The organism is Lysinibacillus sp. NPDC058147 (assembly GCF_042884205.1).
In the GTDB taxonomy this organism is placed as follows: Bacteria; Bacillota; Bacilli; order Bacillales_A; family Planococcaceae; genus Lysinibacillus.
In genome coordinates this window covers 392,736-416,353 of sequence record NZ_JBHVUJ010000003.1, presented here as the reverse complement: position 1 = coordinate 416,353, position 23,618 = coordinate 392,736, and the positions used below count along the sequence as shown (strand labels likewise).

At 37.9% G+C, this 23,618-nt stretch carries 23 protein-coding genes; all 23 read left to right on the top strand.

Features of this window, described 5'->3' with window-relative positions; translation table 11 throughout:
- Positions 1-28: 28 nt before the first annotated feature.
- The 23 genes from bshC to ACFVT8_RS11385 all read left to right on the top strand — a co-directional run bounded on the left by bshC (position 29) and on the right by ACFVT8_RS11385 (position 23,546).
- On the top strand, positions 29-1,645 hold the full coding sequence (bshC, locus tag ACFVT8_RS11495) for a bacillithiol biosynthesis cysteine-adding enzyme BshC (RefSeq protein ID WP_387079812.1): 1,617 nt from the start codon (positions 29-31) through the stop codon (positions 1,643-1,645).
- Positions 1,646-1,897: 252 nt separating this feature from the next.
- Positions 1,898-2,329 (top strand): division/cell wall cluster transcriptional repressor MraZ, encoded by a 432-nt coding sequence (mraZ, locus tag ACFVT8_RS11490; RefSeq protein WP_387079813.1) that lies wholly within the window; start codon positions 1,898-1,900, stop codon positions 2,327-2,329.
- 34 nt (positions 2,330-2,363) lie between these two features.
- Positions 2,364-3,314 (top strand): 16S rRNA (cytosine(1402)-N(4))-methyltransferase RsmH, encoded by a 951-nt coding sequence (gene rsmH / locus ACFVT8_RS11485; RefSeq protein ID WP_132357563.1) that lies wholly within the window; start codon positions 2,364-2,366, stop codon positions 3,312-3,314.
- Positions 3,315-3,683: a cell division protein FtsL gene (ftsL2, locus tag ACFVT8_RS11480; protein ID WP_387079815.1), complete on the top strand. Its 369-nt coding sequence runs from the start codon at positions 3,315-3,317 to the stop codon at positions 3,681-3,683.
- Positions 3,680-5,884, top strand: coding sequence for a penicillin-binding protein (locus ACFVT8_RS11475; protein WP_387079817.1), 2,205 nt, complete (start codon positions 3,680-3,682; stop codon positions 5,882-5,884). Before ftsL2 ends, ACFVT8_RS11475 begins: the two co-directional genes overlap by 4 nt.
- Before the next feature lie 57 nt (positions 5,885-5,941).
- Positions 5,942-7,858 (top strand): stage V sporulation protein D, encoded by a 1,917-nt coding sequence (locus ACFVT8_RS11470; RefSeq protein WP_387079818.1) that lies wholly within the window; start codon positions 5,942-5,944, stop codon positions 7,856-7,858.
- A gap of 125 nt (positions 7,859-7,983) precedes the next feature.
- Entirely contained in the window at positions 7,984-8,958 is a 975-nt protein-coding gene (mraY, locus tag ACFVT8_RS11465) for a phospho-N-acetylmuramoyl-pentapeptide-transferase (RefSeq protein WP_387079820.1), read from the top strand.
- On the top strand, positions 8,955-10,304 hold the full coding sequence (murD, locus tag ACFVT8_RS11460) for a UDP-N-acetylmuramoyl-L-alanine--D-glutamate ligase (protein WP_387079822.1): 1,350 nt from the start codon (positions 8,955-8,957) through the stop codon (positions 10,302-10,304). The genes mraY and murD overlap by 4 nt, the downstream gene beginning before the upstream one ends.
- Positions 10,305-10,344: 40 nt before the next feature.
- Positions 10,345-11,424, top strand: coding sequence for a putative lipid II flippase FtsW (ftsW, locus tag ACFVT8_RS11455; RefSeq protein WP_387079824.1), 1,080 nt, complete (start codon positions 10,345-10,347; stop codon positions 11,422-11,424).
- Between the two features lie 20 nt (positions 11,425-11,444).
- Positions 11,445-12,266, top strand: a complete 822-nt coding sequence (locus tag ACFVT8_RS11450) for a cell division protein FtsQ/DivIB (RefSeq protein WP_387079826.1) — start codon at positions 11,445-11,447, stop codon at positions 12,264-12,266.
- Entirely contained in the window at positions 12,244-12,975 is a 732-nt protein-coding gene (locus ACFVT8_RS11445; RefSeq protein ID WP_387079827.1) for a DUF881 domain-containing protein, read from the top strand. The genes ACFVT8_RS11450 and ACFVT8_RS11445 overlap by 23 nt, the downstream gene beginning before the upstream one ends.
- Before the next feature lie 111 nt (positions 12,976-13,086).
- On the top strand, positions 13,087-13,806 hold the full coding sequence (locus ACFVT8_RS11440) for a DUF881 domain-containing protein (RefSeq protein WP_387079829.1): 720 nt from the start codon (positions 13,087-13,089) through the stop codon (positions 13,804-13,806).
- Between the two features lie 3 nt (positions 13,807-13,809).
- Positions 13,810-14,181 (top strand): small basic family protein, encoded by a 372-nt coding sequence (locus tag ACFVT8_RS11435; protein ID WP_323645284.1) that lies wholly within the window; start codon positions 13,810-13,812, stop codon positions 14,179-14,181.
- Positions 14,182-14,277: 96 nt separating this feature from the next.
- Complete coding sequence (ftsA, locus tag ACFVT8_RS11430; RefSeq protein ID WP_387079831.1) at positions 14,278-15,561, top strand: cell division protein FtsA; 1,284 nt, start codon at positions 14,278-14,280, stop codon at positions 15,559-15,561.
- Positions 15,562-15,843: 282 nt separating this feature from the next.
- Complete coding sequence (gene ftsZ / locus ACFVT8_RS11425) at positions 15,844-17,001, top strand: cell division protein FtsZ (protein ID WP_387079833.1); 1,158 nt, start codon at positions 15,844-15,846, stop codon at positions 16,999-17,001.
- A gap of 544 nt (positions 17,002-17,545) precedes the next feature.
- Positions 17,546-18,379, top strand: a complete 834-nt coding sequence (locus ACFVT8_RS11420) for a sigma-E processing peptidase SpoIIGA (protein WP_387079835.1) — start codon at positions 17,546-17,548, stop codon at positions 18,377-18,379.
- Between the two features lie 13 nt (positions 18,380-18,392).
- Positions 18,393-19,100, top strand: a complete 708-nt coding sequence (sigE, locus tag ACFVT8_RS11415; protein WP_049668349.1) for an RNA polymerase sporulation sigma factor SigE — start codon at positions 18,393-18,395, stop codon at positions 19,098-19,100.
- Positions 19,101-19,214: 114 nt separating this feature from the next.
- Positions 19,215-19,988, top strand: a complete 774-nt coding sequence (gene sigG, locus ACFVT8_RS11410; RefSeq protein ID WP_049668350.1) for an RNA polymerase sporulation sigma factor SigG — start codon at positions 19,215-19,217, stop codon at positions 19,986-19,988.
- 733 nt (positions 19,989-20,721) lie between these two features.
- Entirely contained in the window at positions 20,722-20,958 is a 237-nt protein-coding gene (locus ACFVT8_RS11405) for a PRC-barrel domain-containing protein (RefSeq protein WP_053594630.1), read from the top strand.
- Positions 20,959-21,111: 153 nt separating this feature from the next.
- Positions 21,112-21,816, top strand: coding sequence for a YggS family pyridoxal phosphate-dependent enzyme (locus ACFVT8_RS11400; protein WP_387079838.1), 705 nt, complete (start codon positions 21,112-21,114; stop codon positions 21,814-21,816).
- Positions 21,800-22,297 carry a cell division protein SepF gene (locus ACFVT8_RS11395; protein ID WP_134019084.1) on the top strand — a complete coding sequence of 166 codons (498 nt, stop codon included), beginning with the start codon at positions 21,800-21,802 and terminating at the stop codon, positions 22,295-22,297. The genes ACFVT8_RS11400 and ACFVT8_RS11395 overlap by 17 nt, the downstream gene beginning before the upstream one ends.
- A 20-nt stretch (positions 22,298-22,317) precedes the next feature.
- Positions 22,318-22,599, top strand: a complete 282-nt coding sequence (locus ACFVT8_RS11390; protein WP_387079840.1) for a YggT family protein — start codon at positions 22,318-22,320, stop codon at positions 22,597-22,599.
- A gap of 158 nt (positions 22,600-22,757) precedes the next feature.
- A complete protein-coding gene (locus ACFVT8_RS11385) occupies positions 22,758-23,546 on the top strand; it encodes a YlmH family RNA-binding protein (RefSeq protein ID WP_387079842.1) in 789 nt (262 codons plus the stop codon).
- The last annotated feature ends 72 nt before the right edge of the window (positions 23,547-23,618 follow it).

Sequence of the window (23,618 nt, the reverse complement as noted above, 5' to 3'; positions counted from 1 at the left end):
ATTTAGTGAGTAGAGGAGTTTGTGTTAAATGAAACTGGAGTCAATCCAAGTACCCATAAAAAATCGTTTGCTAGCAGATTATTGGTCGCCTAATACTGCCATCCATGAGTTTTTTGAATACGAATATAACGATAAATCTTTTGAAAAACGAGCGCAATATTTAGATCAGCACGCGGATGATCAAAAAGAATTAACAGCGATCATACGTCAATTTATGGAGCCGCTCGGTATATCAAAGAAAGCGAATGAACATTTGCAACAACTTGAGCAAGGGGCTGTTGCAGTTGTCGGTGGACAACAAGCGGGTATCTTAACTGGTCCTCTTTACTCAGTGCATAAGGCGATTTCGGTCATTGCATTAGCGAAAGAGCAAAGTGTAAAACTTCAGCGACCGGTTGTTCCTGTTTTTTGGATAGCTGGTGAAGATCATGATTTAGAGGAAATTAACCATACTTATACAGTACATGGTGAAGATATTAAAAAACGAGGTTACGGTGAACGTTCAAGACGTAAAACAATGGCTTCTGAAACAAGTATAAATAAAGAGTCAATGACACAATTAATAAATACTATTGCGAAAGATATAGGTGAAACAGAATTCACTGAAGCGCTTGTTAAACAATTATCAGATACTCTTACTAAGTGCGACACATTTACGGATTTCTTTGCGCAACTTATGAACCAATTGTTTAAAGATGAAGGTTTATTGATGATTGATGCGGCGAACTTTAAATTCCGTCAATATGAGCGTGAGAATTTTACCCGTATCATTCATAAAAATGAAGAAATAGCTAAAGTGGTAACAGAAAAAGAAGCGGAGCTTGAACGTGCAGGCTATGGCAATCCTATTCTGGCAACAAGCGAAGCGGCCAATTTATTCTATGTAGAAGATGGGGAGCGACATCTTTTAGAAAGAAAAAATCAGCAATTTGTCAATTTAGCTGCAAATATTAAGCTATCTCGTGAAGAGATTTTAAGAATTGCTGAAAAACATCCTGAGCAGTTAAGTAATAACGTTGTGACGCGTCCATTAATGCAGGAAATGACATTGCCTGTGCTAGCATTTGTTGGTGGACCAGGGGAGCTTGCGTACTGGGCGACATTGAAGGATGCATTTGAGGTATTAGGCTTACAAATGCCGATTTTTGCTCCGCGTCTTCATATCACGATTGTCACACGTCACGTAGAACAACTTTTACGTGAATATCGATTAAATGTTGCTGAAGTTTGGGATGGGAAAGCGATGCAGCTTAAAGAACAGTTTATTGCTGAAGTACAAGATACTGAGGCGACACGTCAAATTCAGACGATGCAACGAGAGCTTTTAGAAAAATATGATGCACTTCAGCTTTATTTAGAAGAGCAGCATTTATTGCTAGATAAAATTCTTGTAAAAAATAAAGAGAATCATCGAAAGCAATTTGAGTATTTACAGCAAAAGGTTGAACAAACTGTTCTTAACAAGCATGAAACGACAATTCGAAAATTCATGACACTACAAAATGAGTTATATCCAAATGAAGGATTCCAGGAAAGAACTTATAATCCTTATCAATATTTCAATGAGTTTGGACCTATGTTAATTACTGAAATGCTGAAACAAAATTATAACATTGGCAATCATCACTATATAATCTATTTATAATTCCAAAAATGTATCTTTTTACCTAATTAACAATTTGATACAATGTGAAAATGATGAACAAAGTCGACTTAAATAGTAAATAGAGAGCTATCCTACTAAGGGTAGCTCTTTTTTTATGTCATTTAGCATGGATTCAATAATTTGTTAAAGGTCTATTCGCACATTGAGTGTTAAAATGTCAAGTTTTTTTTAAAAAAAGTGGAGGAAAGTGGGGGGATGTGGTACATTATTTAATAAAGTGGGGTGAATAGCATGTTCATGGGAGAATATCAACACTCTGTTGATGCGAAAGGACGATTAATCGTGCCCGCAAAATTTCGTGACGCATTAGGTGAAACATTTGTTGTGACACGCGGACTTGATAATTGTTTATTTGGCTATCCTATGGATGAATGGCGAAAACTCGAAGAAAAATTAAAGGGCTTACCGATGACCAAAAAGGATACACGTGCTTTTGCAAGGTTTTTCTTTTCTGGAGCAACGGAAGTAGAAATAGACAAGCAGGGGCGTATTAATATTCCTTCAACTCTTATGCAACATGCACATCTTGTGAAAGAATGTATCGTGTTAGGAGTTTCGAATCGAATTGAAATATGGGCAAAAGATGCTTGGGAGACTTACTTTAGTGAGTCGGAACAATCCTTTAATGAAATTGCAGAAAATATGATTGGCTTTGATTTTTAATTTTTTTAGTTAAGGCCTGGAGGGAGCGAGTGGTATGTTCGATCATACAACCGTGTTATTAAAAGAAACTGTTGACGGGTTGAACATCGATCCTGATGGTGTGTATGTGGACTGTACGTTAGGTGGAGCAGGACACAGTGAATATTTAGTACAACAATTATCTGAAAAAGGGCGTTTAATTTGCTTTGATCAAGATATGACAGCTATTAACAATGCAAAAATTCGATTAGCGCCATATATTGAGCGCGTGACATTTGTTCATTCGAATTTCCGCTATTTAAAAGAAGAGCTATTAGCGCTTGGTATTGAGCAAGTTGATGGTGTTTTATATGATTTAGGCGTATCTTCACCACAGCTAGATACACCAGAACGCGGTTTTAGTTATCACCATGATGCACCGCTAGATATGCGCATGGATCAAACGGCAACACTGACAGCTTTTCATGTCGTGAATGAATGGGCATATGAAGATTTAGTACGTATATTTTTCCGTTATGGAGAAGAGAAATTTTCAAAGCAAGTTGCTCGTAAAATCGAAGAGGCACGTAAGGTGGCGCCGATCGAAACAACCGGCCAACTTGTAGAACTTATTAAAGAGGGTATTCCAGCAGCGGCTCGCCGTAAAGGTGGACATCCAGCGAAGCGCATATTCCAAGCAATACGAATTGCAGTTAACGATGAGCTAGGCGCGGCAGAGGATTCATTAGTCGATGCGATTGATATGATAAACGTAGGTGGACGCATTAGTGTCATTACGTTCCATTCTTTGGAGGACCGCCTATGCAAGACTATTTTTAAGGAAGCGTCATCATTACCGGAATTACCACCGAATTTACCAGTGATTCCAGATGACATGAAGCCAACTTTAAAGCTTATCACGAGAAAACCGACTCTTCCTTCAGATGAAGAATTGGCAGTAAACAATCGTGCTCGTTCAGCAAAGCTTAGAGTGGTTGAGAAAATTAACGACAAAGGGCGTGAGTAAATGGCAGCAGTTCGTGTAAGGCAGCACCAGCAACAACAAGTGCAACAACCGATAACACCCCCTAGCCCACAACCCACTATCATACGTCGCAAAAAAACGAACCAGAAGTTTGAAAAGACAATGCTAATCGTTTTAGTTAGCATTATTGCTGTATTATCAGTACTAGCTTTAAATAAACAAGCAGCAATTCAAACAACAAGCATGGACATTCAAAAAATCGAAACTGAAGCAGAAGAGATTGCTAAAAAGAATGTTGACTTGACAGTTCGTGTGAGTGAACTTTCTACATACGACAACATATGGAAAAAAGCTAAAGAACTCGGTTTAACTCAAAATGAGAAAAATGTAAAGGTAGTGCCGGGAGAATGAAAAAAAAGAGATTTCGATTCCAATGGGGAGCCTTTCTATTATTAATTTTTTATGGAGGGCTCTTTTTTCTATTGTTCTCAAGAATGTTTATGTTACAGGCGACAGGTGAAGTGGAAGGACAAGAACTTGCGGCAAGGGCAGCTGCGAAATACAGCAAAGAAAGTGCAATATCAGCAAGTCGTGGAAAAATTTACGATACAAATGGACAAGTCATCGCTGAGGATACACTAAGTTATCGACTAATCGCAATCGTCAATGAAAAGGCTACGACGGATGCAAAAAACCCTCGACATGTAGTAGATGCTGAAAAAACTGCAAAAATATTAGCAGAATATATTCCTGCTATGGACGAAGAAAAAATCTATAAACAGCTTACTAGAGTAAATGATAAGGGCGAAAAGCCGTATCAAGTTGAATTTGGAAGTGCGGGCCGAGGAATAAGTCATGAGACTATGAGTAAAATCAAAGCGGAGAAATTACCGGGGATATTATTTGTCAACGATTTAAAACGTTATTATCCAAATGGTATCTTTGCCTCGCACTTAATTGGTTTCGCACTCAAAGAGGACAATAATGATGGTACGTTCACGACAAAAGGGAAAATGGGTCTAGAGCTTACTTATAACAAAGAACTAACCGGCAAAGATGGTAAGGTTGAATATGAGACGGATGCTTTCCGTTATTTATTGCCAAGTAGTGAAAAGATGGTGACACCTGCGAAAAATGGTGATGACATTTATTTAACACTGGATAAAACAATTCAAAGCTTTTTAGAGGAAGCGATGACATTGGTTGAAAAGGAGTATAACCCTGAAGCGATGACAGCTATTGTGGCAGATCCGAAAACAGGTAAAATTTTAGCGATGTCTCAGCGACCTACGTTTAATCCGGATACACGTGAAGGCGATAATATGAAATGGCTGAATGAGGCTATTGAAGAGACTATTGAACCAGGTTCGACGTTGAAAACATTCACGCTCGCTTCGGCTATTGATTCAGGGGCGTGGCAACCAAATACAAAATATATGTCAGGTCAATATAGAGTCCTTGACCGTGTAATTAAAGATTACAATAAAGTTGGTTGGGGTAAGATTACTTATTTACAAGGCTTCCAACGTTCATCCAATACTGCAATGGCACACTTATTAAAGCTTATAGGTGAGGATGTCTTTTTTGACTATTTAGATCGATTTGGGTTTGGTAAAAAAACAGGCATTGATTTACCAAATGAAGCATCGGGAAAACTTTTATCGAAATATCCAGTAGAACGAGTAACAACAACGTTCGGTCAAGGTTCTACGGTAACGCCGATTCAGTTAATTCAAGCATTGACAGCGATTGCGAATGACGGGAAAATGATGCAACCTTATGTGATAGATCGTATCGTTGATCCTTCGACAGGAAAAATTATTAAAAAGCATGAGCCGATTGTCAAGGGGAAACCAGTTTCGGCCGACACGGCGAAGCAAGTAAAAGAAATCCTTGCATCTACGTTAACAGCTGAGAAAGGTACAGCGAGTGACTTTATCCTTGATGAATATGAAGTAGCTGGGAAAACAGGTACTGCTCAAATTCCTAAGCCAGATGGTAAATATTATGCGAACGAGTATCTATATTCATTCCTAGGGATGGCTCCTGCAGATGACCCTCAGCTTATCATGTATGTCTCAGTAAAAAGACCAAAGTTAAAGCAGGGTGAACAAGGTTCTATACCAGTTTCAAAAATATTTAACCCTGTTATGTTAAATAGTTTAAAGTATTTAAATGTTAATCCAGAAGATGTAAAGCATGTTGACGATACAAAAATTCAAGATTACACAGGTCAAAGTGCTGAGGCTATCCAAGTAGAGCTTGCGAACGATGGTCTACAGCCAGTGATTGTTGGTGGTGGCGGTAAAATTATTGACCAATATCCAAAAGGTCCTCAAAAACTTGTTAAAGGTAATTTTGTATTTTTAAAGACTGAGGGTGATATAACGTTGCCAGACTTCACCAATTGGTCGTTACGTAATGTACTTGCTTTTAAAACAATGGCAAATTTAGAAATTGAAGTCGTTGGAGAGGGCTTTGTAGCTAGTCAGAGCGTCACAGCAGGAACCGTAATTTCAGATAATTCACCGATTGTTGTGAAGCTGAAAACGCCAGCTGAAAGCTTTAAGCAAGATGTAGAGACCCCATCCGAGGGTGAAACAACTGAATAAACCTGAATAGAAGCCCACTTTATTTCATACGTTGTAAAAAACAAGGTGTGATGTCGAATGAAGTGGATTTCTATCCATTCCAAAAAGCGATTACGTATTTTATACGTATTGTTTATGTTTGTAGCAGTTGCGGTTGTTATTAGGCTAGTCTTCTTGCAAGTATTAGATCAAAAAGAACTGACAAAGAAAGCCGAAGAGAATTGGGATCGAGAAATTCCTTTCGCCAATGAGCGAGGGCATATTACTGACCGTAATGGGAAAAATATTGTCACTAATAAGCTTGCGCCAACTTTATATTTCATGCCTTCTCAAAGTAAGGATATTGAAGGGGCGGCAGCGAAAATTGCACAGGTTTTGGGAGTAGATGAACAAAAGCTTTTGGAAAAAATGAAGAAAAAAGCATACTTAGTAAAGCTAGCACCTGAAGGAAAAAATATTCCCTATGAAAAAGCAGTGGAGTTACAAGGTATGCAGATTGAGGGATTATATAGTGGTGTCGATTATTCAAGGGATTATCCATACGGTACACTATTATCCCGTTTTTTAGGTTTCACAGGTTATGATGCCCAAGGTTTAGCGGGAATTGAATATGAATACGATAAGCTGTTACAGGCCAATTCTTCGGCAATACGGATCTTTACAGATGCGAAAGGGAATAATTTACCGAACGTAAAGAGTGCCTGGAAGGCTGGTGAAGATGGTGCAACGGTTGAGCTAACGATAGATGTAGATGTACAACAGGTCGTTGAGCGTGAATTGTCACAAGCGATGGAACGTTATGATGCTGACCAAGCAATGGCTATTGCCATGAATCCAAACACTGGCGAGATCTTATCGTTAGCCTCATATCCAACCTTCAATCCAGCAGAATATCAAACGGTAGAGCCTGCTATCTACAATCGGAATTTACCAGTTTGGATGACATATGAGCCCGGGTCAACGTTCAAAATTATAACTCTTAGTGCTGCTTTAGAAGAAAATGTAGTGGATTTAGAGAAAGATACTTTTTATGATCCAGGCTATTCAATGGTTGCTGGAGCAAGATTACGTTGTTGGAAGCGTGAGGGGCATGGCTCTGAAACTTTCCTTGAAGTTGTAGAAAACTCTTGTAACCCAGGCTTTATAGAATTAGGTCAGCGAATAGGTAATGAAAAACTACTACAATATATTAAAGATTTTGGTTTTGGTCAAAAAACAGGGTCTAATATCGCTGGCGAAGCTTCAGGGATTTTATTTTCCAAGGATTCTTTTGGACCTGTTGAGCAGGCCACAACTTCATTTGGCCAAGGTGTTGCCGTTACACCAATTCAGCAAGTGCAAGCAGTAGCCGCAGCAATAAATGGGGGCAAGCTTTATACGCCATATGTTGTGAAGAAAATTCTTAATCCTAATACTGGAGATGTTATAAAAGAAACTAAACCGGAAGTTAAAAAACAGGTTATTCGTGAGGAGACATCTGCAAAGGTTCGAGGCGCATTAGAATCTGTTGTAGCGAAGGGCTCAGGACGTCAAGCTTACCGAGATGGATTACGAATTGGCGGCAAAACAGGTACAGCACAAAAGGTAGAGAATGGACGTTATAAAGACGGCGAATATATCGTATCATTTATTGGTTTCGCACCTGCAGATAATCCGCAAATTGTCGTTTATGTAGCAGTAGATAACCCTAAAAAGGGAACACAGTTTGGCGGTGTGATAGCAGCTCCAATCGTTGGTCAAATTATTGAAGACGTTGCGCCTTTTGTTGGCATTGAAAAATCGAAGGAACAGCTTGAAAAGGATTATCGTTGGGGTGACCCAATCACTGTGAAGGTACCAAGTTTTATTGGTCAAACGAAGGACGATATTGCCAAGCAACAATATCCATTCCGTATTGTATGGCATGGAGAGGGAACTAAAATTGGCAATCAACTACCTGAAGTGGATAGTGTTATCAAACAAGATGGCACCATTCATCTTTATTTAGAAAACTAATTTAACTTTACCTTTAAAAAATGGGAAAGAACCACTATTATTATGAAGGGTAGTAATAAATACATGAAAGTTTGTGCTTTTTTCTTTAAGAAGAAAGTGAAACAAGATTTAAAGGAGATTTTTCAATGAAACTCGCAACAACGCTTACCATTTTAGCTATTGCTTTTATAGTAACAGTTATCCTGGCACCAATTAGTATTCCACTTCTTCGCCGATTAAAGTTCGGTCAAAGTATTCGTGAAGAGGGACCAAAATCCCATATGAAAAAGGCTGGTACACCAACAATGGGCGGTATTATTTTCTTACTTGCCATTATCCTCACTACTGTTGGTGTAGGTAGCTTTTTAGATTTATTTACAACACAAACCGTCGTACTGTTATTAGTATTAATAGGGTTTGGGTTAATAGGCTTGTTAGATGATAGCTTAAAGGTTGTTTTTAAACGTAATTTAGGGCTAACATCACTTCAAAAGCTTATCGGTCAAATTGTCATTGCGGTCTTGGCTTATTTCTTACTACATGTAGGATCATTTGATACAACACTTGCTATACCATTTACAGATTGGACGATCGAGCTTGGTAATTTCTATGTAGCCTTTTTAATTTTCTGGTTAGTCGGTTTCTCAAATGCAGTGAATTTAACAGATGGATTAGATGGACTTGTGGCAGGTACTGCATCCATTGCCTTTGCAGCATTTGGAGTTATTGCTCTGTTCCAAGATCAAGCTGATATTGCCTTATTTGCATTTGCGGTGACAGGAGCATTATTAGGATTTTTACTTTTCAATGCAAATCCTGCAAAAGTATTTATGGGAGATACGGGATCATTAGCATTAGGTGGAGCTTTAGCTATGGTCTCTGTTTTAGAAAAAGTAGAATTCTTACTGTTATTAATAGGATTGGTGTTTGTTATTGAAACATTATCCGTTATTTTACAGGTAGGTAGCTTCAAACTTCGTAAAAAACGTATTTTTAAAATGAGTCCTATTCATCATCATTTTGAATTATCAGGTTGGTCAGAATGGAAGGTAGTACTTGTCTTTTGGTCAACTGCTTTAGCAGTAGCATTGATTGCAGTTTTATCGGAGGCGTTCTTATGAGAAACTTTACAGATTTACAACATAAAAAAGTCCTTGTTTTAGGTCTAGCTAAAAGTGGTGTGGCTGCAGCTGAGATTTTACATGAGCTTGGCGCCTTTGTGACGGTCAATGATTCAAAACCATTTGATGAAAGCCCAGATGCGCAAGGTTTATTGCAAAAAGGAATTACAGTTATTTGTGGGCGTCACCCAGAGGATTTACTCGATGAAGGCTTTGAATTAGTAGTGAAAAATCCAGGGATTCCTTATAGCAACAAAATAGTAGCAGATGCAATAAGTCGTGGAATCCCCGTTTGGACAGAAATTGAGCTTGCCTATTTAATTAGTGAAGCGCCGTTTATCGGTATTACTGGGTCTAACGGTAAAACAACTACGACAACATTAATTTTCGACATGTTGAATAACGGTGGTTTAGAACCGTTAATTGCAGGGAATATAGGTACAGTTGCATGTGGTGTGGCAAGCGAAGCACACAAGGATAATGTAATTGTTACAGAGTTATCATCTTTTCAATTAATGGGGACTGAAACGTTTAAGCCGAAAATTGCTATCTTAACAAATCTTTATGATGCGCATCTTGATTATCATGGGACATTTGATAACTATGCAGAGGCAAAATTTGGTGTTACGCGTAATCAAGATGAAAGCGACTATTTTATCTATAATGCTGATCAGCCGATTGTTGTTGGATATGCAACAAAATCAAATGCTAAAAAGGTACCATTTAGTTCTAAAGGACGCACGAATGAGGGAATTAGTGCGGATGATACAACAATTTACTGGCAAGGTGAGCCGTATCTAGAACGAGAACATATTGCTTTGCCTGGTAAGCATAACTTAGAAAATATTTTAGCGGCTGTCGCAGCTTGTATTTTAGTCGGCTGTGACAAAGCTAAAATGGAAGAAGTTTTAGCGAAATTTGGAGGAGTTCGTCACCGTACTCAGTTCGTGCGTGAATGGAACGGACGCAAGATTTACAATGACTCAAAAGCAACAAATTGCTTGGCTACAAAAAGTGCTTTAGATGCATTCCAAGCACCTGTTATTTTACTTGCAGGTGGCTTAGATCGAGGACATTCGTTTGAAGAATTACGTCCAAGCATGAGCCATGTAAAAGGTGTTGTTGCCTTCGGAGAAACAGGATTACGCTTTGTAGAATTTGCGAAGTCATGTGGTGTACAGCAAACTGTCATTGCCCAAAATGTTGAGGATGCAGTGCATTATGCAGCACCGATGTCAGCAGAAGGCGATGTTATTCTATTATCTCCAGCATGTGCAAGCTGGGATCAATATGACAGCTTTGAAATACGAGGCGATGTTTTTATTGATGCTGTAATGAAGCTGTAATGAGCCTGTAATTATTTTAGAATATACTTGACTTGGAAGGATGGCATTACTGAGAGGGAAAGAAAGCTATTTATTGCTCGGAACAACATTGCTGCTTTCTATAATCGGCATTATTTTCGTCTATTCTGCAGGTACCTATTGGAGTGCCGTTCATTATAGTGGGAAAATGCCGTTTTATATGAAGCAAAGTCTATACTTTGCCGTAGCCATTGTAGTGTTTTTAATCACGATTCGATTAAATATTTTGAAAGAGCAGTCCTTTTGGAAAATGGCCTATATATTTTCGTTAATTTTACTTGTCCTTGTACTTATACCAGGAATTGGACTTGTACGAAATGGTTCTCAAAGCTGGATTGGTGTAGGTCCTTTAACAATTCAGCCAGCAGAGCTGACGAAAATTACAGTCATTGTATACATGAGCCATATTTTAGCACAGCATAAAACTGGTACTTCGATTATTAATTGGCGGCATGGATTGATCTTATTATTGCCAGTTGTACTTATTATGCTACAGCCTGATTTTGGTTCAGTTTTTATTCTCGTAGTTTCTGTGTTCTTATTGTTTTTTGTGGCAGGGTATCCTTTAAAGCTTTATGCGATGTTTATGGTTGCTGGGGTTGCTGGATTAGTTGGATTGATCGTCACAGCGCCATACCGACTAAAGCGGATTCAGGCATTTATTGATCCGTGGGTCGATCCTTTAGGAAGTGGGTTTCAGGCTGTACAATCGTTAATGGCTATAGGTCCTGCTGGGATTTTCGGGCATGGTTTTGGACAAAGCAGGCAAAAGTTTTTATATTTACCTGAACCACAAAATGACTTTATTTACGCAATAATTCTTGAAGAGGTTGGCTTGTTTGGTGGACTTGTTATTTTAGCACTTTTCGTACTGGTGATTTATGCAGGCTATAAATTTGCAGTGCGGGCTAAAACAAGAACATCTTATTACGCAATCATTGGACTTGTAACAATGCTTGCAGTACAAGCATTTCTAAATATAGCAGTAGTAATTGGCTTAGTTCCTGTTACAGGTGTCACATTGCCATTTATCAGCTATGGAGGAACATCTTTAGTAACAATGTGGCTAATAATAGGTATTATTTATCAATTAGCGAAATAAATATAAAGGAGGAGTACTTTTTGGAGAAAGTAATTGACATAGAAGATCGCATACCTACGCTAAAAAAGCGACGAAAAAAGCGTACAAATCGGAAATTTATAGTGCTAATATTACTTTTCTTTATCGTGTTAGCAGTACTCCTTTATTTTCAATCTCCTTACAGTAAAATCAACAAAATAACAGTCAACGGTGCTCGATTAGTAGAAGACCAATATTATTTGAAGACAAGTACTCTTGCAACTGGGAAGTCGATGTGGGGATTTAAAGTTGAAGACGTAGAGAAATTATTACTAAAGGATAAATGGGTGAAAGAAGCGCATGTTAAACGTAATTGGCTTCAAGGCGTGACAATAGATATTAAAGAATGGAAAAAGGTTGCGTACTTAGCTGGTGACGGTACTTATTATCCATTGCTTGAAAATGGCAAGCGCTTTGAACAAGCTGGGGATGACATCCCGATTGATGCACCTGTATTTATCGGCATAACTGGTGAAAAGACAATTAAGAAGCTTGTAAAGCAATTAGCACAACTTAATCCAGAAGTATTAGCATTAATTTCTCAAGTCAATACAAATAGTAATGAAGCAAATCCTAATGCAATCAGGCTCTACATGAACGATGGCTACGAAGTTCGTGCTGTTATTCAAACTTTAGCGGAAAAACTAAATCATTACCCTTCACTCGTAGCGCAAATTCCAAATTTGGAAAAGGGGGTTATCGATTTAGAGGTCGGCTCGTATTATCGCCCTTTCAATAATGAGTACAACCAAGCAAACCTTGATATGGATAAAGATGCGGCCAACCAGGAAGTGAAAAAAGATGAACAACAAGAAAAAGAATAGCAAAGAAAGTTTCTTTTCAAGAAAACAATTTCAGTTGCTTATCGTCTGTATAACTATGGGGTTTATCATTGGCTATTCCTACAACCAGGCAAAAGATAATCGAGATGCAGGTTCTTCAACTAATACAAAGCTTTTCGAGCAAGAGGAATCATATCGTGAGGAGTTAATCGCACAGCAAGAGCGCAATAAAGAATTGACAGATGAGGCGAATGCTTTACAAGAAAAAATTCGCAAGTATGAAAAGTCGTTTGTCGCAAACAAGAAGGATTATACAAAGCTTGTTGAAGAAGCGGAGGATTTGCGCTTGTTGTTAGGCGATTTAAATTCAGAAGGAAAAGGAATACGTATAACTCTTCAAGATGGTGATTACGATCCGAAATCTGCTAATCCTAATGAGTATATCGTGCATGAAAGCCATATTTTTAAATTGCTCAATGAGCTTAAAATATCTGGTACTCAAGCAATTGCTATTAATGGTCAACGTGTTTTGGCGAATTCATATATACGCTGTAATGGACCAGTCATTACAATTGATGGCAAGCAGTATCCAGCTCCATTTGTCATCGAGGCAGTCGGAGATTCAGCAACATTAATAGCTGCTTTAAACTTAAATGGTGGCGTTGTGGATCAATTATTAAATGACAATATTGTTGTATCATTGGAAGCAGATCAAAAGCTTACAATGCCAAAAGCAAAAGTAGAAAGTTAAACGATTTCTAGTCAATATTTACAGATTAAATTAAGTTATAGCCTCTAGGTAGTAGGTTATAGATTTTAGTAAATCTACGATGGGGTTACGATACGTCTAGGAGGGGCTATTTTGAAACAAAATATGTATACCCGAATAACGATCGTGCTATTTATTATCGGTTTGATGATAGCGGTACAATACAATACCATAAAGCAACCAGCTGAGCGAGATACACGAGATATTTGGGCCATAAGAGAGGAATTAGCAGAAGAAAAGCAAAGGCATTCCACATTATTAGCAGAAATTCGCTCACTTAATGAAGTAGTGGGTCGCTATGAGCAATCTGAGAAAGCAAATTTGCAGTCAGCATTATATGAAACGCTGCATCATTTAAAGCTACAGGCAGGGCTAACTGAAGTCACAGGGCCAGGAGTTATACTTCGTGTTGAACCAGCGCCCGAATTAGTAGAAATGGGGTATGAAATCAAAGAAATTTCACCTGATTTACTAACCCAATTACTAAATACTCTGTTTAAAAACAATGCAGCAAGTGTCTCGATAGATGGAAATCGCGTTGTCCAGACGACAGCCATTCGAGACATAAATGGAAAGACTACAGTGAACAGTGTACCACTGTCTTCACCACCCTTTGAAATTTACGTTGGGACAAGCTCTTTTAAGGAAGCTCAAAAAATGTACAATTCGTTACAAGCCTCAACATTTATCGATTCCTTTTATTTGGATAACTTTAATTTAATAATTGAGGAACCAACTGAGCATTTAACAATCCCAGCATTTGATCAGCCATTGACAAATGATTATTTAACAGAGGTGGAAAAAGGAGAATAATATATGTGGCTACCATTTTTAGGTTTGATATTTGGACTTGCCCTTGGCTTGTTAACAAATATCCAAATACCCTCTATATATGAAAATTATCTGTCAATAGCTGTTTTGGCAGCCTTAGATACATTATTTGGTGGTATTCGTGCTCAATTACAGCAAGTATATGACGATAAAGTATTTGTATCAGGATTCTTTTTTAATATAATTTTGGCAGCGGGATTAGCCTTTTTAGGTGTGTATTTAGGGATAGATTTGTATTTAGCGGCAATTTTTGCTTTTGGAGTACGTTTATTCCAGAATATAGCAATAATTAGGCGTATTTTACTAACTAGGTTAGATGAGAAACGTCACAAAAGGAACAAAAATTCCATAGAATGAGAGAAAAATTGAGCAAAATGCTCGATTTGCTTAGACATTAAGCCGAATTTACAATAGAATGAGAATAAGAGCATTTTTTCAAGGAGGTGCAGTGAATTGAATCAGCAAGATTTATATATTTCTCTTGATATAGGATCATCCTCTATCAAGGTATTAATAGGTGAAATGAGCGACGGTCAATTACATGTAATTGGAGTCGGAAATGTAAAATCTAATGGAGTTCGAAAAGGTGCAATTGTTGATATTGATGCAACAGTTCAATCGATTCGAAAAGCAATAGATCAAGCTGAACGAATGACAGGATATCAAATAAATGAAGTCGTTTTAGGGGTTCCGGCTAACCAGACGATGTTACAGCTAGTTAAAGGTGTTGTCGCTGTAAATAGTGAAAATAGAGAAATTACAGATGATGATTTAGATAGAGTGGTAGAATCTGCACAAGTCATGTCAATACCTCCTGAACGTGAATTAGTAAATATTATTCCTAGACAATTTATTGTGGATAATTTAGATGAGATTAAAGATCCACGAGGTATGATTGGTATTCGTTTAGAAATGGATGCCACAATGATCACAACTTCTAAAACACTTTTACACAATGTTCTACGCTGTGTAGAACGTGCAGGTCTAAGTATTCGAGAAATATACTTACAACCATTAGCAGCAGGTTTTTTTGCATTAACGGAGGATGAAAAAAACCAAGGTACCGCTTTCGTTGATTTAGGAGGCGGCTCAACTACTATCACAGTATTTGAAGAGGGACTGTTAACGCATACGGGTGTCATTCCTGTTGGTGGCGATCATATCACAAAAGATATTTCAATCGTCTTAAAAACACCAACAGAACAGGCAGAACAAATTAAACATCAATTTGGACATGCCTATTATGATGATGCATCAGATGATGAACTCTTCGAAGTACCGATTGTAGGGACAGATTCAACAGATCAGTACAGCCAACGCTTTATTTCAGAAATTATTGGCGCTCGTTTGGAAGAATTATTTGAGTTAGTTATCGACGAGTTAGCCCGTCTAGGTGTTAGGGATTTACCAGGCGGTGTTGTTTTGACAGGTGGCGTTGCAAAGCTTGATGGTATTGCTCAACTGGCACGTCAGATTCTGCAAACGCGTGTTAGAATATATACACCTGACTATATTGGCGTTAGAGAGCCTTCATTTACGACGGCAGTTGGACTTATTCGTTACGCCTATTTAGAAGATGATTTTTATGGAAAAAGTATTAATACGCAGCCTATTGAATATGCAGTTGTAGGATCTCCTGCAGCCACACCTAAAAAGCAAGAATATGCTGCACCTTCAGAATCAAAAGGAAGCGTAATCGGAAGAGCAAAAAAATTATTTGATAAGTTTTTTGATTAACTTCTTTCAGCAGAAGTCCTTTGTACCGAAAGCGTAGCGACAGGTACAGAAGTCTCCCACCTCTATAGGTGGTAAGAGATGAATGCGGATTTAAGCTACTTTTCAGCAGATGTCCAAACACCTGCTGAAAGAAGTTAATGCCTCCGGCGGATGTCACGGAATCGGAAAGGAGTTCTTTGTGCCAGCACAAAGCCGATTCCGGACGCAATTATACCGAGGCATAATTGATCTTGAATGCGTAATGAATGATACAGAGTCGAGTTACCGTGGGAGGAAAAAGAAATGTTAGAATTTGATACAAGTGTTGATCAACTTGCAGTAATAAAAGTCATTGGTGTTGGTGGCGGCGGTAACAACGCTGTCAATCGAATGATAGAACATGGTGTACAAGGTGTTGACTTTATCGCAGTAAACACAGATGCACAGGCGCTAAATTTATCAAAAGCAGAAATAAAGCTACAAATTGGTACAAAACTTACACGTGGGTTAGGTGCAGGTGCTAATCCTGAAGTAGGGAAAAAAGCTGCAGAAGAGAGCCGCGAACAATTAGAAGAAGTTCTACGTGGTGCAGATATGGTATTCGTTACAGCTGGAATGGGTGGAGGAACTGGTACTGGTGCCGCACCAGTTATCGCGCAAATTGCTCGCGATTTAGGAGCTCTTACAGTCGGTGTTGTAACGCGTCCATTTACGTTTGAGGGTCGCAAACGACAAACACAAGCTATCGGTGGTATTGGTGGCATGAAGGAGTCTGTTGATACTCTAATCGTCATTCCAAACGACAAGCTATTACAAATTGTCGATAAATCTACGCCAATGCTAGAGGCATTCCGTGAAGCAGATAATGTTTTACGACAAGGTGTACAAGGTATCTCAGATTTAATTGCAACGCCAGGTCTTATTAACTTAGACTTTGCAGACGTAAAAACAATTATGTCTAACAAAGGTTCAGCGTTAATGGGTATTGGTATTGCTACAGGTGAAAACCGTGCTGCTGAAGCAGCTAAGAAAGCTATTTCAAGTCCTTTACTTGAATCATCAATTGATGGCGCTAAAGGTGTTCTTATGAATATTACTGGTGGCTCAAATCTTAGCTTATTTGAAGTACAAGAGGCTGCAGATATTGTAGCATCGGCATCAGATGAAGAAGTAAATATGATTTTCGGTTCTGTTATTAACGAGAATCTAAAGGATGAAATTATTGTGACAGTAATTGCGACTGGTTTCTCAGAGGAAGCTCTACAGCAACAGCGTAATGTTACAAGACCGACGTTAAATGCAAATAGAAATGCTGCACCGCAACAGCAGGCTCCAATTCGTGAGCAACGTCAAGATGTGCACGTACAGCAAGAGCAACCACGTCAAAATCAACAAAATTATGCGCAGGATGACATGCTTGAGGTACCAGCATTTTTACGTAACCGTAAAAATCGCGGATAAATCAGCATCCGAACTTCTAAAAAGCTCGTATTTTACATTATGTGAAATACGAGCTTTTTATGTTGTTAATATGTCAGACTGTCCTATTAAATAGAGTAGGCTTTTTTGCAAAACGAGGGGGTGATTTCCGTTCCTCTATCGCTGATCCCAAAGGAGTCGCTCAGTCTCTACTCCAATCAACTAATTCACATGACATCCCTTTTAACAAAATGACATCCAACTTTTTAGTTTTATTGAAACACTTTTAGGAATTATCACCAAACTTTTTAAATTTATCGATAAACTATCACGTTTTATCACCCAACTTTTAATTTTTATCGACATCCACCTTCAAAAGAAAAAAAGGATTCACATCCCATCCACATTTAAAACACTACAACAATCAAAAAAATTCCCTTAATAATTTTCAGAGTCAAAAAATTTATTATGTTCAAATGTGTAAGGAAAAGATGTATTTTGTCAAAACATTTTAATGAATTGATGCGATTGTTTGACAATATTTGTGGGAGTAACATGCTAACTTTGTATATAGGAGGCGGCTGTTATGTATGGAGAATGGCTGGTGCTCATTAATACACTTTTTAATCTAGCGATACTCAAGTTTACGGCAAAAGTAACAGGGGTTTTTGTAAAGAACACAAGATTATTAATGAGTTCTATTTGTAGTAGTTTTGTAGCTGTAATAGGTGGTCAAATGCTGTTGACGACGGTACTGAGCTTTATCTTATTAATCGGGATAGCTTTTCGCTTCAAGATTCGAAGTTTTCAAAAACAAGGACCGATTGTTTTAACAGCAACAATCATTATTGGTGGATTATTAACAGCATTACAACCGTATTTAAAGAATCTTTCTGTTGTCCATTTTATAATCATTTGCCTACTATTAGCTGTTGGTAATCTAGTTGCTTTTTATAAGCAATGGGGGTTTGTAAAGCTTGAGCGGTTAAGTGGTCAGTTTGTGTTTGCTACTACGTTAAAAATCTTTGATGTAAAAATACCACTCTCTGCATTCGTAGATACGGGGAATCAAGCGATTGAGCCACTTTCAGGAAAACCTGTTCACTTTGTCTCTTATGCAGCATTACGGCCGCATTTACCTGCAGCATTTTGCAAATCATTGTTAGAATGGCAAGAAACTGATCCGTATAATGTATCCATGTTTTCAGAAGATTATCAGCGTTATATTCGATTTATTCATGTCAATACAGTGCAACAGCAATCGGTTGTACTAGGTTTCCGCTTTGAAGAGTGGCATATAAAGGGGGAGCACTCACAAGTGAAAACGAATGAATATATCGTTTTAACAAAAAAAGCTAAAAATTTTCCACACAGCACAGCAGCAATTTTACATTTTTCAGCGCTTTCAAATAACTCATAGAGGGGGAGAACTATTGCTTCTTAGGCTACTTGCTAGCTTGAAAAAATTTTGGAGTAAGTTTCGGAGTCGTGAAACGTACTATATAGGGGGAAATGATTCATTGCCAGTGCCATTAAGTCGAGAAGAAGAAGTTACAGTCATTGCATCCTTTATGAATGGTGATTTACGAGCTAGAGATACACTAATTGAACGTAATTTACGTCTTGTTGTTTATATTGCTAGACGTTTTGATAATACGGGAACGCCGATTGAGGATTTAATAAGTATTGGCTCTATCGGTTTAATTAAGGCGATTGAAACGTTCAATACTGATAAAAATATTAAACTTGCCACATACGCATCACGTTGTATTGAAAATGAGATTTTGATGCACTTACGTAAAACAAGTCGCATGAAGGGTGAAGTTTCATTAGATGAACCATTAAACTCCGATGCTGATGGAAACGAGTTGTTATTGTCTGATATTTTAGGAACTGAAGAGCATATTATTTTAGACAATGTAGAGAAGAAAATTGAGCGTCAACATATGTTCCATGCCATTAATTTACTAGGTGCGCGTGAACGATATATTATGGAATGTCGTTTTGGTCTCAATGGAAAAATTGAAATGACTCAAAAAGAGGTTGCTGATCATTTAGGTATTTCGCAATCATATATTTCCCGATTAGAAAAGAAAATTATTCAAGATTTACGTGAAAATCTGAATCAGCCAATATCTTAGAGAGGGAAATTTGCCCTACCTAAAATTGGTTGCAGCTTTTGTGCATATTCTCGTTTCTCTCGGACAAACTGATGTAACGGTTTAGTCAGAGAATAACATCCGGAGGAATCGAATATGCGAACTAAAGTAGATCTTTGCGGCTTAGATACATCGACTTTGCCAATTTTAAAGCACGAGGAAATGAAGGAACTCTTCATTCGTTTACAAGCTGGAGAAACTGAGATTAGGGAAGAGCTTGTAATGTGCAATTTAAGGTTAGTGCTTAGTATTGTCGGTAGATTTGCCTACAGGGGTGAGCAGGCAGATGATTTATTTCAGGTAGGCTGTATTGGCCTCATGAAAGCCATTGATCATTTTGATTTGAAGCATAATGTACGATTTTCAACATACGCTGTACCGATGATCATTGGTGAAATTCGTCGCCATCTGCGTGATCATCATGCATTACGTGTTTCTCGTTCTCTAAGAGATATTGCGTATAAGGCGATGCAGGCAAAAGAGCAATGGATAACCGATAATTTACGAGAACCAACGATTGAAGAAATCGCTGAAATGATTGACATGAAAAAGGAAGATGTTTTATTTGCTTTAGATGCCATTCAAGATCCAGTGTCCTTACAAGAACCCATTTATTCAGACGGTGGAGACGCTGTTTATATGATGGACCAATTACGTGATGATGATGTATCGGAAGATCAATGGGTTGCCTACGTGTCAGTAAAGGAAAGTTTACAAAAGTTAGATGATCGTCAACAAATGATTGTTGCAAAGCGTTTTTATTACGGTGAGACACAAACAGAAATTGCAAAAGAATTGGGGATTTCTCAAGCGCAAATTTCTCGTCTAGAAAAAAATGCAATTGAAACAATGCAGAAAGATTATAAGTAAAAACACAATGCGCACCCGAATCTCGGTGCGCATTTTATTTATAAAAAAATGCGTTCCAGCCTACCTGTTTCCTGTGGGCGAGCGTCGAGCCGCTTCCTACAGAATAGAGAATGTGTTATTGATATCTGCTGTGGCTTTGATTACGCATTTAAATATTTATAGTGATGTTATGCTTTCGCATATTATCACTATAAATTAGAGAGTGACGAGCTAGAAGATACATACTAAATGAATTAGTTGATTGTAGTGGAGACTGAGCGACTCCTTGGGGATTAGCGATAGAAGAACGAAGGCTAAAAACATCACGTCCTGTGATAACGCCTTCGTGACCAACATCGGTGCTGTTGCTGTCGCTACGTTGCACTACGCTTTCGCACAGACAAAAACACTTTGCTGACGCTGCATTAACACTACGCTTTCGCTCAAAAAACATCTGTTGGCCCGAGACCCTGCAGCGCAGCGAAGCGGCTCATCGGACGCCCCCAGGAAGCTCTGCTCTGAGCGAAAGCGTAGCGTAAGCAACAAATGTTTTCTGTAGCGAAAGCAAAGCGATCAGTCGGAACGGAAATCAACCACACGTTTTGCCAAAGAGCCAAATTAAATTTAACTATGACAGTTTTACACTTAATCATTTCATTTTCATTTAACCAACAATAAACACATAAATATAAAGAGAAAACATAGTTTGTTGAGATAAAACGATGTTGAAAGTAATTGATTTAGGAGGGATAAAATGCGTTTCTCAATGTTACAGCAAAAAGAAGTTATTGAAGCAGGCAATGGACGCTTTTTAGGATTTGTGGTAGATGCAGAGGTATCCAAAGAAACAGGCTATGTAACGGCCTTTATGATTGCAGAGCCCCGTAAATATCTTGGCCTTTTTCGCGGGGAAGAATCTGTTAGGAAAGTGTATATGAAAGATGTACTTGTAGTTGGAAAGGATGTCATTTTAGTAAAAGCTTTATCCTAAAGAGCAAAATTTCAATGCATATTGGAAATATAAGGAGATTTTAATGCGTTGGTAAGGTAAATTGTACTTTCACATAGGTCAGGCTATTCATTGATAATTCAAGCATTGCTTGTTACAATAAAAGAAACTATTGTTGTAAAGTTGGGAAAAACAGTGACAAAAATCATAGCGAATTTGAAGAAAATTAATGAACTTATACAAACAGCAAAAAAACGTGCAAATCGTGAAGTAGAGAAAGTCCAAATTATTGCAGTGACAAAAGAAGTTTCTGTAGAAAGAACACAAGAAGCAATTGATGCGGGGCTTATTCATTTAGGAGAGAACCGTCCTGAAGGCTTAAATCGTAAAATCGAGGCGATTAAAGCTGATGTACATTGGCATTATATCGGGTCTTTACAAACACGTAAGGTCAAACAAGTTATTAACAGTATTGATTATTTACATGCATTAGATCGTTTGAGTTTAGCACAAGAAATTGAAAAACGAGCAGACAAACCTGTCAAATGTTTTGTACAAGTTAATGTATCAGGCGAAGAATCAAAACATGGTTTATCGATTGAAGAAGTCCTGCCTTTTATTGAATCATTAAAGAGTTTTACAAAAATTCAAGTTGTTGGTTTAATGACAATGGCACCAAATACAGATGAGGATACAATTATTCGCTCTGTTTTTAAGCAATTAAAACAATGTCAACAGCAAATAGCCGAGCAAGGATTCGCACACGCACCTTGTACCGAGTTATCAATGGGCATGTCTAATGACTTTGAAATTGCGGTAGAAGAAGGGGCTACATTTGTTCGAGTTGGAACGGCTCTTGTTGGAAATGAAAGAGGGGAACAGGATGAGCATGAAAAATAAAATTAAAAATTTCTTTTATCTAGAGGAAGAACTAGAAGAAGAAATCACGCAAGCTCCTATTCAACAGCAACAACCCGTACAACAACAGCAACAGATTCAATCTGTGAAGCCTAAAAAAGTTATGAAGGAGCGAAAGGCACCGGTTCAGGAAATTTTTCCGCAGAGTACAACACCTACAAACAACATTGTAAGTTTGCAAGCAGCGATGAATTCAAAAGGTGCAAAAGTTGTATTAGTTGAACCAAGAGTTTATGCCGAAGCTCAGGACATTGCTGAACACTTAAAAAATAAGCGTGCAACGATCGTCAATTTACAACGTATTGAGCGAGAGCAAGGTGTACGGATAATTGATTTTTTAAGTGGCACAGTTTATGCACTTGCCGGTGATATTCAAAGAATCGGTAAAGATATTTTCCTATGCACACCTGAGAATGTAGAAGTGTCTGGCGAAATTTCGAATTTTATTTTAGACGATAATTAATAGCGAGGATTGTAGTTTATATGACTTTTTATTTAATTTTGAAGTATGTGTCAATAGCATTTTATGTCTATTCATTAATGTTAGTCGCATATGTTTTAATGTCTTGGGTGCCAGCTGTCCAAAACTCATCAGTTGGACGCTTATTAGCAAAAGTATGCGAACCTTATCTTGCCATCTTTAGAAAATTCATTCCGCCAATTGGCATGATTGATATTTCACCTATCGTAGCAATATTTCTCCTTAATTATATTCAAAAAGGTCTATTTATTGTAATTTTAAAAATATACGATATGATGCTATAAAAGAAATCCTCACGAACGGTGAGGATTTTTTATTTATTGGGAAAACTAAATTTAAAACGGAAATCAACACCACGTTATGGTTAAAAGCCTATTTTTATAAACCCTTAAAATACCAATGAAATTGAACTAGTAAAAGAGAGATAATAGAGGTGAGTTATATGGAGCATTTAATACAGCATTTTAGGAAAGATGAACAGCCATTTATTGAACAGGTTGTGGGCTGGCAGCATGAGGTAGAGGATCGATATGCTCCAAAGCTTACTGATTTCCTAGATCCTAGACAGCGCTTTATTGTTGCGTCGATAATTGGACAGTATGACACTTTAAAAATAGCTAGTGCTGGGCTCTTTGAGGGTGCAGAAAGACAACGCATGCTTATTTACCCTACTTATTATGAGCCTATGGAGGAAGATTTTCAGCTTACAGTATTTACAATTCAATATCCTGTAAAATTTGTCCAACTACGACATCCAGATGTTCTTGGAGCTTTATTGTCTTTAGGATTGGATCGTGGCAAATTCGGTGATATTCGTGTAAGCGACCATCTAGTACAGTTTGTAGTAGCGAATGAGGTAGCGGAATATGTACGCTTACATTTAACAGGTATCGGCAAAGTAAAGGTACATGTAGAATCGATTAAAGAGACGGAGCCATTGCTTCAAAATGAGGAAGAGTGGCTAGAAGAATCTCACACTGTTTCTTCTATGCGTTTAGATGTTATTATCTCCACTGTTTTACACATTTCTCGTCAGAAGGCTCAAGCATTAATTACAGGTAAAAAGGTACGTGTTAATTGGACTGAACGGGATACAGTTGCTTTTGAATTACAAGAAGGAGATATTCTATCTGTACGCGGAAGCGGTCGAATTAAAATTATAATGACTGAAGGCCGTACAAAAAAAGATAAAATTCGTTTGCAAATCGGTCGATTGACCCAAAAAAGCTGAAAATCAAGTAAATTTCATTAATTTTTACTGCTAAGTTGTTGGAACAATTGTATAATAGAAAGTACGAATGTA